The sequence below is a fragment of the Erythrobacter aurantius genome, assembly GCF_023823125.1.
GTDB lineage: Bacteria > Pseudomonadota > Alphaproteobacteria > Sphingomonadales > Sphingomonadaceae > Erythrobacter > Erythrobacter aurantius.
Genome location: NZ_CP090949.1, coordinates 1031174 through 1047931 on the forward strand (window position 1 = coordinate 1031174; position 16758 = coordinate 1047931).

8 protein-coding genes are annotated in these 16758 nt (G+C 62.9%); 6 read left to right on the forward strand and 2 right to left on the reverse strand.

Features of this window, described 5'->3' with window-relative positions; translation table 11 throughout:
- The first annotated feature begins 10 nt into the window (after window positions 1-10).
- Together hppD and L1K66_RS05040 are read left to right on the forward strand one after the other, a co-directional pair.
- Window positions 11-1129 (forward strand): 4-hydroxyphenylpyruvate dioxygenase, encoded by a 1119-nt coding sequence (hppD, locus tag L1K66_RS05035; protein WP_034956002.1) that lies wholly within the window; start codon window positions 11-13, stop codon window positions 1127-1129.
- Window positions 1126-1701: a VOC family protein gene (locus tag L1K66_RS05040; RefSeq protein ID WP_252259891.1), complete on the forward strand. Its 576-nt coding sequence runs from the start codon at window positions 1126-1128 to the stop codon at window positions 1699-1701. The genes hppD and L1K66_RS05040 overlap by 4 nt, the downstream gene beginning before the upstream one ends.
- Window positions 1702-1779: 78 nt before the next feature.
- On the opposite strand, the gene L1K66_RS05045 is transcribed toward L1K66_RS05040, so the two are convergent.
- Window positions 1780-5115, reverse strand: a complete 3336-nt coding sequence (locus L1K66_RS05045) for a TonB-dependent receptor domain-containing protein (RefSeq protein WP_252259892.1) — start codon at window positions 5113-5115, stop codon at window positions 1780-1782.
- A gap of 278 nt (window positions 5116-5393) precedes the next feature.
- Here L1K66_RS05045 and L1K66_RS05050 point away from each other — a divergent pair, with 278 nt between their 5' ends.
- Window positions 5394-8030: a M14 family metallopeptidase gene (locus L1K66_RS05050; RefSeq protein WP_252259893.1), complete on the forward strand. Its 2637-nt coding sequence runs from the start codon at window positions 5394-5396 to the stop codon at window positions 8028-8030.
- 350 nt (window positions 8031-8380) lie between these two features.
- On the opposite strand, the gene L1K66_RS05055 is transcribed toward L1K66_RS05050, so the two are convergent.
- Window positions 8381-10039 (reverse strand): ShlB/FhaC/HecB family hemolysin secretion/activation protein, encoded by a 1659-nt coding sequence (locus L1K66_RS05055; RefSeq protein ID WP_252259894.1) that lies wholly within the window; start codon window positions 10037-10039, stop codon window positions 8381-8383.
- Between the two features lie 141 nt (window positions 10040-10180).
- Here L1K66_RS05055 and L1K66_RS05060 point away from each other — a divergent pair, with 141 nt between their 5' ends.
- The 3 genes from L1K66_RS05060 (at window position 10181) to L1K66_RS05070 (ending at window position 16747) form a co-directional block, all read left to right on the forward strand.
- Complete coding sequence (locus L1K66_RS05060; RefSeq protein ID WP_252259895.1) at window positions 10181-12997, forward strand: FecR domain-containing protein; 2817 nt, start codon at window positions 10181-10183, stop codon at window positions 12995-12997.
- Window positions 12998-13018: 21 nt separating this feature from the next.
- Window positions 13019-15325: a putative bifunctional diguanylate cyclase/phosphodiesterase gene (locus tag L1K66_RS05065; RefSeq protein ID WP_252259896.1), complete on the forward strand. Its 2307-nt coding sequence runs from the start codon at window positions 13019-13021 to the stop codon at window positions 15323-15325.
- Between the two features lie 102 nt (window positions 15326-15427).
- Complete coding sequence (locus L1K66_RS05070) at window positions 15428-16747, forward strand: tetratricopeptide repeat protein (RefSeq protein ID WP_252259897.1); 1320 nt, start codon at window positions 15428-15430, stop codon at window positions 16745-16747.
- Window positions 16748-16758 lie beyond the last annotated feature (11 nt).

Below are 16758 nucleotides of genomic sequence, written 5' to 3' on the forward strand. Positions count from 1 at the left end.
AAATCAGCCCATGACACTCCACCCCGGTGATCTGTTCGAGAACCCCGCTGGCCTCGACGGCTTTGAATTCGTCGAATTTTGCGCCCCGGAAAAAGGCGTGCTTGAGCCGGTGTTCGAAAGCATGGGCTTCACCCGCGTGGCAAAGCACCGGTCAAAGGACGTGCACCTGTGGCGGCAGGGTGGCATCAATCTGATCGCCAATTACGAACCGCGCAGCGCCGCATGGTATTTCGCCCGCGAACATGGGCCCTCGGCCTGCGGCATGGCGTTCCGCGTGCGTGATGCGGCCAAGGCATACGATCACCTGATCGAAGCCGGGGCGGAACCGGTCGCCAATGAGCCCGGCCCGATGGAACTGCGCATCCCCGCAATCCGCGGCATCGGCGGCGCGATCCTGTATCTGGTTGATCGCTATGCGGGGGCGGAAGGCAAGAGCCTGACGATCTACGACATCGATTTCGATTACCTGCCCGGTGTCGATCCCTATCCCGAAGGTGCGGGTTTCCACACGATCGATCACCTGACGCACAACGTCTACACCGGTCGCATGAAGTATTGGGCGGACTATTACGAAACGCTGTTCAACTTCCGCGAAATCCGCTTTTTCGACATCAAGGGCGAATACACCGGCCTCACGTCAAAGGCGCTGACCGCGCCCGACGGCAAGATCCGCATCCCGCTCAATGAAGAGGGCGAAGGCGGCAAGGGCCAGATCGAGGAGTTCCTGCGCGAATTCAACGGCGAGGGCATCCAGCACATCGCGCTGATCTGTGATGATCTGGTCAAGTGCTGGGACAATCTGAAATCGCTTGGCGTTCCGTTCATGACGGCGCCGCCCGCGACCTATTACGAAATGTTGCCCGAGCGTCTGCCCGGCCATGGCGAAGATGCCGATGCGCTGAAAATGCGCGGCATCCTGCTCGACGGGACGACTGAAGGCGGACAGCCGCGCCTGCTGCTGCAGATCTTTGCAGAGGCGCAGGTCGGGCCGGTGTTCTTCGAATTCATCCAGCGCAAGGGCGATGACGGCTTTGGCGAGGGTAATTTCAAGGCGCTCTTCGAAAGCATCGAGCGCGATCAGATCGCGCGCGGCGTGCTCGACACCAAGGCCAAGGAACCTGCCGAATGAGCGAGCATCCGGTGAACCACCCCGTGAAACTGGGCGGTGTCCACCACGCCGCCTATCGCTGCAAGGATGCGAAGGAAACGGTGGAGTGGTATGGCCGCGTGCTCGGCATGGATTACACCACTGCCTTCGCCGAGGATCACGTGCCGTCGACCGGCGAATACGATCCTTACATGCACATCTTCCTTGATGCGGGGAACGGCAACATCCTCGCCTTTTTCGAGCTGCCTAACCAACCGGAGATGGGCAAGGACCCGAACACCCCGCAATGGGTGCAGCACCTCGCCTTTCGCGTGCCCGACGAAGACGCGCTGCTCGCGGCCAAAGCACATGTCGAAGCGCAGGGTATCGACGTGCTCGGCCCGACGCACCACGGCATTTTCAAGTCGATCTATTTCTTCGATCCCAATGGCCACCGCGTCGAACTGGCGGCGGATATCGGGACGGATGAGCAATACGCTGAATTGAAACGCGTCGCTCCGCTGATGCTGGACGAATGGAGCCAGACCAAGAAGGCACCGCGCCATGCGGACTGGCTGCACGAGATCGCGCGCAAGGAGCACGGTCACTCGTAACTTGCCGCAACCTCCAAAAGAAAAGGGGCGCGAAGGTCATTGCCTTCGCGCCCCATTCTTTTGGCCAATGGCCGATGCTTACATCGTCAGCGTCGCGCCGAGGAAGAACAGCGTGCCGACCGGGCTGACCGGATAGGCCTGTTCGGTCACGAACGGCTTGCGGTTGAAGACGTTGTTCACACCGCCATAGATGTCGATGTTATCGGTCGCTTCGAAGTTGAACGAGATGTCGTGGATGAAGACATCGCTGGCAATGCCGTTGGCGAACGAGAAGGTGTCCGTCCCGGTGTTGCCGACTTCTTCGATTTCCACGGCACGCAGGCCCATGCGATCGAGATAGGTTGTCGACCAGGTGAAGCTGAAGTTGTTGTATGCCGCCGTGAGCGAGGCGTTGCCTGCCCATTCCGGACGCTGGAGTTCGCCCAGTTCGGGGTCAACCAGCGTCGGATCGCTCGGGTCGAAGAAGTTGTTCAGCTTGTCCACCCAGGTGCCGTTGGCGTTCAGCGTGAAGTCGATCGGACCGACGCCGAAACGGTATGCCAGTGCAGCTTCGACACCTGCGGTTTCCTGACGCGCGAAGTTGACAGATGTCTGGCGCAGGAATGTGAAGCCGCCCGTTGCTGGGTTGCGATCAATCAGGTCACAGAAACCGTTGTTGATGTCCGAACTGTCGACACAGTTGTCCACGATGTCCTGTGCACCCACAGCGTTGATCGCGTCTTCAAGTTCGATGTTGTAATAATCGACGCTGATCACCAGGCCCGGAATGAAGCGCGGAGTGATCTGCGCGCCGATCGTCCAGGTGGTTGCTGTTTCTTCCTTCAGGTTCGGGTTGCCGCTGACCGAACCCGAGAAACGGGCCGTCAGAGGATCGACATAGGTGTAGTTGCCGCCGCCAAAGGTCGGATCGAACCCGATCTGGTTGAAGAATGCGGTGCAGTTCGCCTGACGCAGCGCCGGATCGGCAGCTGTGACAAGGTTGCCGACATCGCACGGATCAACCGGACGGAAGAATGCGCCCTGAGGCGGGTTGAACAGCTCGTTGATGTTCGGTGCGCGAACCGCCTTCGAATAAGTGCCGCGGAACAGGATGTCCTCAATCGGAGCATACAGGCCGCTGACATTCCACGTGAAGTTGTCACCCACGGTCGAATAACTTGCCAGACGGGCCGAACCGCTCAGCTCGAGCAGTTCCGCACCCGGCATGCCGGCGAGGATCGGCAGGCGGACTTCGGAGAAAATGTCGTAGACATTGAAGGTGCCGCCCGCGTTGTTGATTTCCGAAGCTGGGTCGAACACCAGCGAGTTCTGCGAGAACCCGAGGTTGCGCAGCAGGTCGCCCTGGTTTGCGTCAGGCGTGTCCACCGGAATGATCCCGAGCACCAGCGGGTCGAAGTTCGATTCCGAACGCTCTTCACGATATTCCAGACCGAAGGCGAAGCCGACGGGGCCGCCCGGCAGTTCGAGGAACGCACCGGTGTCGCCGGTGAAGATCGCGCTGAACACCAGCTGCTCAAGCTGGAATTCATTTACGGTCGTTGTCGTAATGAAGTCGATCGCTTCCTGGCTGATCGCGCCGACACCGCCAAGGATGTTGGCCGGACGGCACGAACCGTCACCCGGATTGAAGGTGAAGAAGCCCGGATCGCCCGCCGGAATGCCGAACGGGGTGGTGGCCGGAGCCGTCGGGTCGATATCCGAACGGCAGATCGGGCTGCCGCCGGGGCCGTTCACCACGTCGATCGCGGCGAAGAAGCGGTCCATGATGACGCGGTTGGCGTCGAATGAAGTCTGCGTGAAGCGGCCGTAGTTGGCCGACACTTCGTAGGAGAAGTGCTCCGAGGTGTCGCCACGGATGCCGCCGACGAAACGGTAAGTTTCGAACTCGTTGCGGTTGCGGTTGGCACCGAGGTCAGCCGGGTCGCGGGTGATGTAGAAACCTTCCTGCACGCCGTCACCGAAGAACAGCTCGCCCACGAAAGGCTGCAGGTCCGGGGTGATGAACGGGTTGTCCGCACGGATCGTCAGCAGGTCGTAGAAGGTGTTCGGCTGGGCCTGGAACTCGGCCGAGTTCGACACATACTTGGCTTCTGCGAAGAAGGTCGCTGACGGCGAGATCTCGTAGGAAAGCAGGGCGTTGACCGACCAACGCTCGGTTTCCGGGATCAGCGAGTTGACATCGAAGTTGTTCTGGATGCCGGGGCCGCCGAACTGGTTGAACAGGCCGGTGATGGTGCCGTCCTGGTGGACGCTGACGCTGCCGTCGGGATTGATGACGGCGCAGCCCCCGGCCAGACCGAACGCACCCGGCTGGAAGGTCGAGTTGAAGCCGACCGAGCTTTCGAGACAGTCAGGAACGCCGTTGCCATTGATGTCGGGGCCGTCGCTGATGCCGATCAGGCCCGGTGCGACAATGCCGCCTGCCGAAGACAGCGAGAAGGTCGGCTGACCGGCGATCAGCCGCCGCGATGCGTTGGTCGAACGGTCGATCAGCGCAAGCTCGGCTGCGGTCAGGTTCGGTGCGGTGCCGAACTGTGCGGTGTAATCGGCGATGAAATCGGCCTGTCCGGGGATCAGGAAGCCGGTCGGGAAACCGCCGACACCAACCGCGAAGAAATCGCGGAAGTTGGGCGTGTCGGCACTGATGTCGCCCGACTGGAACCGGCGAGCCGGGTTGTCCTGATCGTCGAAGATACCGTTGTTGCGCGAGAAGGCGCGCTCGCCGAACTGCAGTTCGTCGCCGCGGGCGTATTCGCCCGACACCACGAAGTTGCCGCGACCGTCAGCGAAGTTGACGCCCCAGGTCAGGTCGCCATTGATCCGGAAGCTGTCGCCCTTGGACGAAATGCCCGACTGGACATTGGCCTGAATGCCTTCGAAATCGTCCTTGAGCACGAAGTTAACGACGCCGGTCACTGCGTCCGAGCCGTAGAGCGATGATGCGCCCCCGGTCAGCGTTTCGACGCGTTCGATCAGCGCGGTCGGGATCGAGTTGATGTCGACAGCCTGTTCACCGGCGACGCCAGAGACGTGACGGCGGCCGTTGACCAGCACCAGCGTACGGTTCGAACCGAGGCCGCGCAGGTTGAGGATCGACTGGCCTACAGCTTCGGAGAAGATGCCGTCGATCGAGCCTTCGGACGAGGTCGAGGTCGAAAGGGCCGGGACATCGCGCAGCGCGTCCACAACGTCGGAGGTCCCCGTCTGCGTCAGCGCTTCCGCGTCGAGCGAGAGGATCGGGGCCGGAGCGCCAATGTTAGGATCGCGGGCGATGCGCGAGCCGATGACAACGATCTGCTCTTCTTCATCGGCGGCGGTTTCCTGATCCGGCGCTTCTTGCGCGTGGACGGCAAAGGGCATCGTGCTTGCTGCTGCCAGCAGTAGTGCGTGGCCCGAAATCTTGAGAGGTTTCATCAGGGTTCCCTGTTGTTGCGGGTTTATGGTGCGGTGCAGCAGGGTCTTTCTCCCCATCAAAAGTGTCAAGGATGTTTCAGCCGTTTGTGAGGTTCCGTGGGTCGTAGTGGCAATTTTGTTACGCCTGAGGTCGCGCCCGCGTAGCAATCGCTGTGGTTTCCCGGCGGGAGCGGCAATGCTGCCTCTCCAAGCGCCTTGACCGGGGCGCGGGATTGTTTGAGTTAACCCCCAACCACACCCTTTCCATCACCCCTCCCAAGCGAACGGAAAGCTCCAAGATGCGAAAACTGACCGGCCGGATCGCGGCTCTCCTTGCTCTTTTCTCAGCAGCGCTGGTATCTCCTTCAGGCGCGGGCCATGCGCAATCCTTTCTCGATGCGGAATTCGATCCGGCGATCCCGACGCTGACGCAAACCGTCGGCCATGCCCCGGGCACCCGCATCACCTCGCCCGAAGAGGCCAATCGCTATCTCGACGCGCTCGCCGCCGCCGCGCCTGAGCGGGTGAAGAAGGTGCAATATGCGACAAGCTGGGAAGGGCGCCCGCTGCATTACCTGATCCTGACGAGCCCCGAAAACATGGCGCGGCTCGATGCGATCCGGGCCGATCTTGCCAATATCGCCGCCGGGCGCCCCGGCAACGGATCGGCGCTGCCGGTCACATGGCTTGCCTATTCGGTCCACGGCAATGAAATCTCTTCAACCGACGCCGCGCTGATGACGGCCTATCACCTGCTCGCCGCGCGCAATGATCCGCGCGCTCAGCAGATTCTTTCCGAAACCATCCTTGTCATCGATCCGCTGCAAAACCCCGATGGCCGCGCGCGCTTCGTCAATCATTTCCGAGGTGCTGTCGGCATTGAACCCGCGGGCGACCGGCAGGCCGCCGAGCATGACGAGACCTGGCCCAGCGGACGGGTCAACCACTACATGTTCGATCTCAACCGCGACTGGTTCACTCTCAGCCAGCCCGAAACGCAGGGCAAGGTCGCCGCGATCCGCGAATGGAACCCGGTGGTGGTGGTCGACATCCACGAAATGAGCGGGGACGACACCTATTTCTTCTCCCCTGCCGCCGATCCGATCAACCCCAACATCACCGCCGCCCAGCGCCGCGCCTATGAAATCATCGGACGCAACAATGCGGGCTATTTTGATGCAATGGGCGAACCCTATTTCACTCGCGAAGTCTATGACCTGTTCTACCCCGGATATGGCGACACGTGGAACACGCATCAGGGCGCGATCGGCAGCACCTATGAACAGGGATCGTCGCGCGGGCTGGTATGGGATCGGCGCGACGGCACAAGGCTGACCTATGCCGATACGGTGCGCAACCACTTCGTCGCGAGCATCTCAACCGCCGAAGCCGTGGCCCGCAACGCCGACCGTTTCCTGACCGATTTCGCTGACTATCGTGCCGCCAACGCGCGCGGTGCGGCGGGCACTGGCAGCTATGTGATCGATCTGGCAAAGAGCCGCTGGAACGCGGAAAACCTTGGCCGCCGCCTTGCCGCGCAAGGGATCGAAGTGCGCCGCCGCGAAGGCCCAGTCACCGTATGCGGTCGCAATTATCCCAAGGGCTACATCGCCGTTCCTCAGGCGCAGCCCGCCGCGCGGCTGGTGCGCAGCCTGCTGGATCGGGACACCGCCCTGCCGCCCGATTTCGTGGCCAAGCAGGAACAACGCCGTTCCGAAGACCTGCCGCACGAACTCTACGACGTCACCGCATGGTCTGTCGGGTTGATGTCGGGGGTCGATGTTGCGGTGTGCGCAGGTTCCGCACCCGGAGATGCGCTTTCGGGCAGCACCCCCGTCACCCCGGTTGAGGAAGGCGCAGGCGATTTCGCCATCGCCGTGCCGTGGACCGACAGCGGTCAGGCCCGGCTTGTTACCCTCGCCCTGCGCGAAGGGATCGAGGCGCGCAGCACCGACGAAGCCTTCACCAAGAACGGCCGCTCTTACCCGCGCGGCACGGTGATCTTCCCCGCGCGCATGAACTCGCCAGAAAAAATGGCGCGTCTGCGCGAACTGGCGCGCGAAGTGGGTGCATCCACCGTCGCTTTCGAAGACAGCTGGGTAGAGGATGGGCCGAACCTCGGCAGCGAATCCTTTGTCCGCCTGACTTTACCGAAGGTCGCAATTGCATGGGACGAAGGCGTCTCGCAATTGAGCGCGGGCGCGATGCGTTATGTACTTGAGAGGCGGCTGGGCCTGCCGGTGGTGCCGATCCGCACCAATCGTTTCGCCCGCGCCGACCTGTCCGATTATGACGTGGTTCTGATCCCCGATGGGTCCCCGCGCGGCGATCTGGGCGAAGGCGGAATTGCGACGTTGCGCAGCTTTGTCGAACGCGGCGGCGTGCTGGTTGCGGTCGGCGGCAGCCTTGGCGCGCTGACCGGTGGTGACACGCCGCTGCTTTCGGTCAAGCGTGAGGCTGCACTGGGCCGTGATCCGTCAAAGGCGAAAGGCGATGACGAGGCGGCGCTTGCCGAAGCGGTCGAAATCGGCAGCGAGGCGGAATACCGCGAAGCCATCGCCGATCAGGGGGCGCTGCCTGATACGCTGCCCGGCGCGCTGCTCAACACCGTGGCCGATACCGAGCATTTCCTGTCCGCCGGATATGATGCGGGCGCGGTGGTGCTGGCCAGCGGATCGCAGATCTACACTCCGCTTGACCGGGCAAAGGGCGCGAACGTGCTGCGCTTCGCCAGTGCAGACCGCCTGATTGCCAGCGGATATGTGTGGGACGAAAACCGCCGCCAGCTGGCGTTCAAGCCGTATCTGATGGCGGAACCGACCGGAGACGGGCTGACGATCGCTTTCGCCCACGATCCGGCCACCCGCGCCTATCTCGACGGGCTCGATCTGCTGCTGGCCAACGCCGTGCTGATCGCGCCGTCGCGCGTGCGGTAGGAAGATGCGGTGGGGCGGGTGGCCGTGTGGGCTGCCCGCGCTGTCCTACATGAGCTCGCCTGAGTACATGATGGTGGATGGCCACCCTTTACTACCCCGCTTTCCAAGCCGTCCCGCGCGCCTTTGCGGGTAACACTTGCACGCGCGAAACGCGACGGTTTGCGGGCCGAAACAGTGACACTTTCCCGCCCAAAGGTGACACTTGGCCGGTTTCGGGTGACACTTGGGCTGCAAGGGTGACAGTTTGCGCCCGAAAGGGTGACACTATCGGGCTATTTTGCCTGGACAGTGTTCCACCTGTTCCAGGCTGTAGGGATTGGGCAGGGGTACGGGCCGAATCAGACGGCTTGTCAGAACGACTGCTGGACGCGCAGGTTCACCAGCGGGCCGTCGCTGTCGCTGTCGAAGCGCGGACCGGACAGCGGAACTGCCACTTCGACGCCCAGATCAAGGTCACGCGTCAGGTCAAGCCGTACACCGCCCCCTGCAGAAGCCAGCGAGCCGCCGCCAAGCCCGTCTTCGAGGTTGGAGACTACGCCGCCATCGGCATAGGCATAGACCTGCGCGCGCGGCAGCCAGAACCCCTTGCCCCGGATGTCATAGCGCAATTCGCCATAGCCCATGATGCCCCGGTCCCCGGCGCGTTCGTTGAAGTTGCAGCCGCGCAGGAACGACGGCCCGCCAAGCCCGATGTCCTCTGTCGCCAGCACCGGATCGGTTGCCAGCTGTCCGCGCGCGGCGAGCGCGATCGAAAGTGGGCCGCTGATCTGGCGATCCCACGAGGCCCAGCCATAGAAGGAGGTGAAATCAGTCGATGCGTCGAGCCGCGAAGCCGGCGGATCGCCCGGACGGGTGGCGGACAGGATGTTCAGGCCGCGCGAGACGGTGAAGCGTCCGCGATAATTGCCCCCGGCCAGTCGGCCACGGGTATAGATCCCTGCGCGCACCACCGGTACCCGGTCGCGTCGGGCGAGCGTGCCTGCGCGGTCTTGCCTGAGATCGGTCACTTCGAATTCGCCGATCACCCAGACGCTCGCATTGCGGCTGCGCAGCAGCGGATAGCTCGCCTCGATCCCGGCGCGCCAGAACTGCCCTTCGATATCGCGATCGGTCAGGAAGTCGCCCGGATCGGTGGAGGAATAGGACAGGTGCGCTCCCAACTCGAGCCCGCTGGCGTCCACCACAATACGGTAGGAAGCACGGGCGAATTGCAGCTCGGACGGCGGCAGCGGAGTGGTACCGAAGCTGAGGTCAACTTCGTCCGCGGAAGCAAGCAGGCCGTTGAGGTCGACGGAGATGCGCCCGCGGATCGGGCCGACAGGTTCGGAGCCGTCATTCGAAAGTTCGACGGCGGCATAGGCGTGAGAACGTCGCGCGCGCACGATGAGGACGCCGGTGTCCCCTTCGCGCTCAAACCGGGAATCGAGAATGCGCACGCCGGAAATGTCGTCGGCAAGCAGGATGTGCCGCTCAAGCTCTGCGCGGGTAACAGGCTTGCCCGCCGCGAGAGGGGCAAGCTGACGCCGTATCGCAGGCTCGTCCGCGCCTTCGATGCGGATCGTGTCGACCCGGCCTTCGTCCAGCTCGACCCGCAGCACGCCGAGCGAAAGCCCCTGTGGCGGGATCGAGGCGGTGGCAAAGACGTGTCCCGCATCGCGCGCCCGGCGGGCGATCGCGTCGGCAAGTTCGGCAAGGTCGGACTGCGCCAGCGGGCGCGAGGTGTATCGCTCGATCAGGTCGACGAAGTGCGAATCGGGCAGCGCCTCGTTCCCGTCGATAATGATCGATCCGATCGTAAGCCGTTCCTCGTTAGCCTGCGTTTGGGCAACACGGCTGGCCTGGCCTGTGCGAACGCGCGGCGACTGGTCAGCGGAATCGCTGCGCTGCTCCTCGGCGGAGGCCCGGTCCAGTTCCTCGGTCTGGTCGAACGCATCTTGCGCCGACACGGGATGGGCAATCCCGATGGCGGACAAAAGCAAGAACAGGCGCCAGCGCCTAATCAGGGGCATACTTACAGACATATACGTAGTCCCCTAGGCGCCCACCCCCTAAGAAATCGTCAAATCATCAAAAAATTAACCACCCCAGCTTACCAACAGGCAAATAATCAGAGCGTATGCAGGCTAACGGAGGACTATCTAATGTCTACATTGCGTCGCTCACTTCTGCCTGTCGCTCTGCTGCTTTCCAGCACGAGCGCGTTTGCCCAATCCGGACCGTGGACGGTCACCGAAACGCGTGGGGATGTCCTCATCCGCACGCCTAACGGTGAACGCGTTGCGAAGCGCGGCGAGACGCTGACCGCGGGCCACCAGGTGGTGACCGGGAGCGGCGGCAACGCCACGATCGTCCGCGGGCAGGAATTCGTGACCGTGCGACCCAATTCGCGCATCACCATCGTCCCGCGCGAGCGTGAACGCGGTGTCATCCAGATCATTCAGGATTTCGGCAGCGCGCTCTTCAACGTGGGCAAGCAGCAGAATCCGCACTTCGGCGTAGACACTCCGTACCTCGCGGCTGTGGTCAAAGGCACCACCTTCTCCATTACGGTGAGCGAAGAAGGTGCCTCGATGCAGGTCACCGAAGGCGCAGTGGAAGCATCAACCGTCGATGGCGGCGCGCGTGACCTGGTGCGTCCGGGTGAAGTAGCGATGATCGCGGCGGGTGACCGGTTCCGCCTGAATATCGAAGGCGATGTTCCGCGCCAGATCGATTCGCCGCAACGCGCAGTTACGACACCTGCCCCGGCGGCTGCTGCAGCAGCAGCGGCTACTTCCTCGGGCAATTCCGTGGCAGCTCCGCAGGCGACTTCGCAACAAGTGACGCCTGCCGCCAACGGCAATGCCGGTGGCAACGGCCAGAGCGCATCTGCGCCGGGAGCGCCTGTCGCCGCAGCGCGCCGGGCCGCAATCACCAGCCCGGTGGCCAGCTCCAATTCGAACCTTGCCGAACTCACTGGCGGGCTTGTCAGCGGCGAAGTCGAAGCCTCGATCGAGGTTGCCGCGGTTCAGTCGAGCTCCAGCAGCGGCACTGAAGAGGCAATCGCAGACACCAGCGTGACAGCGGCAAGCGCATCTGCGGATACCCGCAGGAATGAAGCCGCCGGATCGAATGGCAATGCCGGCGGCAACGGGAATGCCGGCGGTGCGAACGACGGCTCTGCCGATAACGGCAACTCGGGCAGCAACAGCAACGCTGGTGACAACGGCAACGGGAACGGCAACGGCAATTCCGGTGGCGCTGACGACGGCTCGGACGAAGCGCCGGGCAACAGCGGCGGTAACAGCAACGCTGGCGGCAATGGCAACGCTAGCGGCAATGGCGGCGGTGCCGACGACGGTGCTGGCGATGGCGCAGACGAGGCCCCGGGTAACAGCGGCAACGGAAACGCTGGCGGCAACGGCAACGGCAACGGCAATTCGGACGGCGCTGACGATGGCTCGGACGAAGCACCGGGCAACAGCGGCGGTAACAGCAACGCTGGCGGCAACGGCAACGGCAATTCGGACGGCGCTGACGATGGCTCGGACGAAGCACCGGGCAACAGTGGCAACAGCAACGCTGGCGGCAACGGCAACGGCAATTCGGACGGCGCTGACGATGGCTCGGACGAAGCACCGGGCAACAGTGGCAACAGCAACGCTGGTGGCAATGGCAACGGCAATTCGGACGGCGCTGACGACGGCTCGGACGAAGCGCCGGGCAATAGCGGCAACAGCAACGCTGGTGGCAATGGCAACGGGAATGGCAACGGCAACGCAGGCCCGGATGACGACATCGATGACGGCAACGACGATCTGAACAATTGCGTTGGCAATCTCGATGGTGGGCTCTGTCTCAATCAGGGCAGCATTGACGACGATAACCCGGGCAACAGCGGCGGCAATGGCAACGCTGGCGGCAACGGCAACGGCAATGGCAACGGCAACGGTGCTGACGACGGTACCGACAACGGTGCTGATGAAGGTCCGGGCAACAGCGGCGGCAATGGCAACGCTGGCGGGAACGGCAATGGCAACGGCAACGGTGCTGACGACGGTACCGACAACGGTGCTGACGAAGGTCCGGGCAACAGCGGCGGCAACGGCAACGCTGGCGGCAACGGCAACGGAAACGGTGCTGACGACGGCACCGACAACGGTGCTGACGAAGGCCCGGGTAACAGCGGCGGCAATGGCAACGCTGGCGGGAACGGCAATGGCAACGGCAACGGTGCTGACGACGGCACCGACAACGGTGCCGATGAAGGCCCGGGTAACAGCGGTGGCAATGGCAATGCTGGCGGCAACGGCAACGGTGCTGACGACGGTACCGACACTGGCGCCGATGAAGGCCCAGGTAACAGCGGCGGCAATGGCAACGCTGGTGGCAATGACAACGGTGCTGACGACGGTACCGACACTGGCGCTGACGAAGGCCCGGGTAACAGCGGCGGCAATGGCAACGCTGGCGGCAATGACAACGGTGCTGACGACGGTACCGACACTGGCGCTGACGAAGGCCCGGGTAACAGCGGTGGCAATGGCAACGCTGGCGGCAACGGCAACGGTGCTGACGACGGTACCGACGATGGTGCTGACAGTGGCGCTGATGAAGGCCCAGGTAACAGCGGCGGCAATGGCAACGCTGGTGGCAATGACAACGGTGCTGACGACGCTACCGACGATGGTGCTGACAGTGGCGCTGATGAAGGCCCCGGCAACGGCAACGGCAATGGCAACGCAGGCGGCAACGGCAACGGCAATGCCGGCGGTGCTGACGAAGGCTTGGACGAAGAACCCCTAGTCGATGACCCTGCCGCCGACGATGGTAGCGCGGATGCCGGCGTTGACGCTGGCGCCGACGACGGCGTCGAAGATCCCGCCGCCGATGATGGCGACGATCGCGGCAATGGCAATGGCGGTGATCGCGGCAACGGCAATGGCCGCGGGCCGACCGGTCTTGATGATGGCCGCATCCTTGCCTGAGAATGAGCCTGCCCTGACTAGATGAGGATCACCGCGCACCTTGCGAAGAACTTCACCGTCTTCCTGATCAGCCTGTGCATTGCAGTCGGCTTTGCTCAGGCACCGGTGTCGCGTACTCTCGAAGACGGCCTTCGTGCGGCCACGGATAAGATTCTCACCCGTGAAGCCTCGGGTCAACTGCATATCGTCGAAGTCGATGCACAAAGCGTCGCTGCGGCCAAGAGCTGGCCTTGGACGCGGGATCATTACGCCCGGTTGATCCGGCAACTCGACGCGGCGGGTGCACGCTCGATTGTCTTCGATATCGCCTTTTCGTCGCCCTCATCGCCTGAAGGCGATGCGGCCTTTGCGCAGGCGATCGCCGAAATCGATACGCCGGTGATGCTGCCGACCTTCACCCAAGGGGCAACGGAGAATTCAAGACGCAGGCTGGATGACCTGCCGATCCCGATGTTCCGTGAAAACGTAAGCCTCGTATCGGCATCGGTCCTGCCCGATACCGACGCGCGCGTGCGCCGCATGGTGTTTGGCACTGTTACCGATGGATTGCCGCGCCCTTCGATGTCGGCCCAGATCGCCGGTGTTTCCGGCGCTGCTCACACCAGTTTCCCGATTGATTACAGCATCGATCCGGCCTCGATCCCGCGCCACAGCTTTGCCGCTGTCGAGAATGGCGCCTTCGACAAGGCCAGCGTCGCCGGGCGCAACATCATTGTCGGCGCGACCGCGGTAGAGCTTGGCGACCGGTACGGCGTTCCGATCCACGGCGTTATCCCCGGCGTGACGATCCAGGCACTGGCAGCCGAGACGCTGCTCGCCGGAGCCCCTTTGGAATTTGGCTGGATTCCGCTCGTGCTGCTCGCCCTGCCGCTCGCCTACATGATGGCGCAGACGAGAAATTACGGGCAGGTCGGGCTGGCGCTTGCCGGTTCATTTGCCTTTATTATCGGCTTGCAGGCCTTTGCCTATCACGGCGGCAGGATCTTCGCGGATGGCGTTCCTGCGCTAGTCCTGCTGGCAGTGGTCGGGCTGTCGCAGGTGCTCCGCATCGCAAGAGTGCAGTTGCGCGAAAAGGCTTTGACCGACAGCGAAAGCGGCCTTCCCAACGCCCTCGCTTTCGCCAACGCGAGCCATGCCGATGGCCAATGGGTCGCCACCGCGTTCGTGAAGCAGTTCGATTCAATCCAGTCGGTGCTGGGCAAGGAAGAGATCGGCAGGTTCGTCCGGCGTCTGGCTGAGAGGATCCAGACCGTTACCGGGGTGCAGACCGTTTACCGCGCCGATACGCGCATGATCGCATGGGTGCACGAAGGTGAGCACGGGGCGCTGATCGACCAGTTCACCCGCATCGAAAAGGCGCTTCTGAAGCCGCTCGAAATCGCCGGTCGGCGGGTCGATGTCGGCGTGTGTTTCGGGATCGCTTCGGAAAACAACCTTGCCGCAGCTTCGCGCGCGGCTAGCGAAGCGCAAAGCCAAGGCAAGCTGTGGCATGCCCACGAAGATGCCGAAGCGGCGATGGTTGAGCAGCGCGTTTCGCTGATGGGCGAGCTAGACGATGCGATCGAGGCCGGCCACATCTCGGTTGTCTACCAGCCCAAGCTGCGGCTCTCGACGGACCGGGTAGAAAGCGTCGAGGCGCTAGTGCGCTGGCATCACCCGGAGCGTGGCTTCCTTCGCCCCGATCACTTCATTCCGCTGGCCGAAGAATCCAACCGGATCGAGCCGCTGACCCTCTATGTCCTGCGCAAGACTATCGAAGATCTGCGCGACTGGTGCGAAAAGGGCGCGATCATTTCGGCGGCGGTCAATATCTCGGCCAAGCTGATCAGTTCGGATTCCTTCATGAGCGCGGCTGAACGGATCGTCCGCGCCACCGGAGTGCCGCGCGACCGCCTGATCTTCGAGGTGACGGAATCCGCCACCATGAGCGATCCCGAGACTGCCGTGCGCAACCTTGAGCGTTTCCGGGAACTGGGAATCGCCATTTCGATGGATGACTATGGTACCGGCCAATCCACGCTCAGTTACCTGCAATTGCTGCCGCTGACCGAGCTCAAGATCGACCGCGCCTTTGTCGAACACGCCCACGTCGAACGCAGCGACGCTTTGCTGGTGCGCTCTACGATCCAGCTGGCGCATTCGCTGGGCCTCAGGGTCGTGGGCGAAGGTGTCGAAGTCGCCGAATGTCTCGACTTCCTGCGCGAAGCCGGGTGTGATTACGTCCAGGGCTATTTCGTTTCCAAGCCGATCAGCGCTGAAGAGTTGTTCCCGCTGCTGACCATTGCGGACGAGGCGCAAACCCCGCGCGAGGCGGAGCAGGCCTCCTAACAGCCATTGTCATTACGATAACGAGGCTTGTCAGCGGACATTTGCCCGCCGCTACAGCATCTTCTTGCCTGCGATCGAACCAGGATCAGGGGCAAGCAGACGATGAATCGACTTACTCGCGTAGCATCACGGGCGACACTTCTGGGTGTGGCCTCGATGGTTGCGTTGAACGCTGGCACTGCGTTGGCGCAGGCGGCGCCCGGACAGCCCTTGTCACCGGAAGCGGCCGAGCAGGCCTATCAGGCGCTCGAAGCACAAGTGCAGCAGCGAGCCGGCGATCCCGCGTTCGACTACCAACTTGGTATCGCGGCGCTTGATGCCGGGCGGTACGGGGATGCCATCATTGCGCTTCAGCGGGTGCTTGCGGTTCAGCCGAATAATGCTGCCGCACGGGCGGAACTTGCGCGCGCCTACACGCTCGCCGGGGATATCGACACGGCGCGCGATCAATTCGCGACGGTGGTGGATGATCCCAGCCTGCCCGATCCGGTGCGCCAGCGGTTTACCGGTTTCGTCCGGCAATTCGATCGCCAGATTTCAGGTGGTGGTTCGGACGTCAGCGGCTTTGTCGATGCCCGTGTGGGGCACGACAGCAACATCAACACCGCGACCGAGCTCGACACCATCGTCATCCCGCTGTTCAGCTTTCTCGGGCCAGGCCAGCTTGGTGCGGGCGCAGTGGCGCAGGATGACGAGTTTTACGAAATTACGGCAGGCGTTTCCGGCGTAACCGCGATCGGGCGACAGGATCGTCTGTTCGCATCGGCGTTGGGAAATTGGCGCGACAATTTCAACAATGCCACCTTTGATCAGGCCGCGCTTACCGGAACCGCGGGCTATGCGCACACTTTTGCCAATAATGACGTGATCTCGATCTCCGGCCAGGTGCAGCAGTTCTGGCTAGAAGACGACAGCTTTCGCACCTCATTCGGGGCGATTGCTCAATACACCAAGCCGCTCGCAGGCGGCAAAGCACTGAACTTGTCGGCGCAGTGGAACCGGCTCAACTTCGACAATGACCCGCTGCGCGATGCGGACCGCTATGCGGTCGGTGCAGGGTTTGTCGGGCGCAATTTCGCGGCCAACATCACCGGCGGCAAGGAAGAGACGCTGCGACAGGCTGGCGATGCGCAAAGCTTCAGCTTCGTCACCGCCAATATGGGGGCCGAGCTGCCGGTGGCAGAGCGCGTCGCGGTGGTTGGCGGGATCGCCTTTGATCTGCGCCGCCATGACGAAGCCGATCCGTTGTTCCTGACCGAGCGCGAGGATGAAAGGTTGGACCTGCGGGCAGGCCTGAAGATTGCCGTATTGGATCAGGTCTTTCTCCAGCCAAGCGCGAGCTACACCCGCAACTGGAGCAACATCCCCCTTTTCGACTTTGAGCGCTGGACCGTGTCAGTCGGCGCGCGCCTTGAATTCTGATCGCCTGCTGG

Coding starts and splice junctions, on each gene's coding strand:
- hppD (WP_034956002.1), top strand. CDS start 11: ATGACACTCCACCCCGGTGATCTGTTCGAGAACCCCGCTGGCCTCGAC.
- L1K66_RS05040 (WP_252259891.1), top strand. CDS start 1,126: ATGAGCGAGCATCCGGTGAACCACCCCGTGAAACTGGGCGGTGTCCAC.
- L1K66_RS05045 (WP_252259892.1), bottom strand. CDS start 5,115: ATGAAACCTCTCAAGATTTCGGGCCACGCACTACTGCTGGCAGCAGCA.
- L1K66_RS05050 (WP_252259893.1), top strand. CDS start 5,394: ATGCGAAAACTGACCGGCCGGATCGCGGCTCTCCTTGCTCTTTTCTCA.
- L1K66_RS05055 (WP_252259894.1), bottom strand. CDS start 10,039: ATGCCCCTGATTAGGCGCTGGCGCCTGTTCTTGCTTTTGTCCGCCATC.
- L1K66_RS05065 (WP_252259896.1), top strand. CDS start 13,019: ATGAGGATCACCGCGCACCTTGCGAAGAACTTCACCGTCTTCCTGATC.
- L1K66_RS05070 (WP_252259897.1), top strand. CDS start 15,428: ATGAATCGACTTACTCGCGTAGCATCACGGGCGACACTTCTGGGTGTG.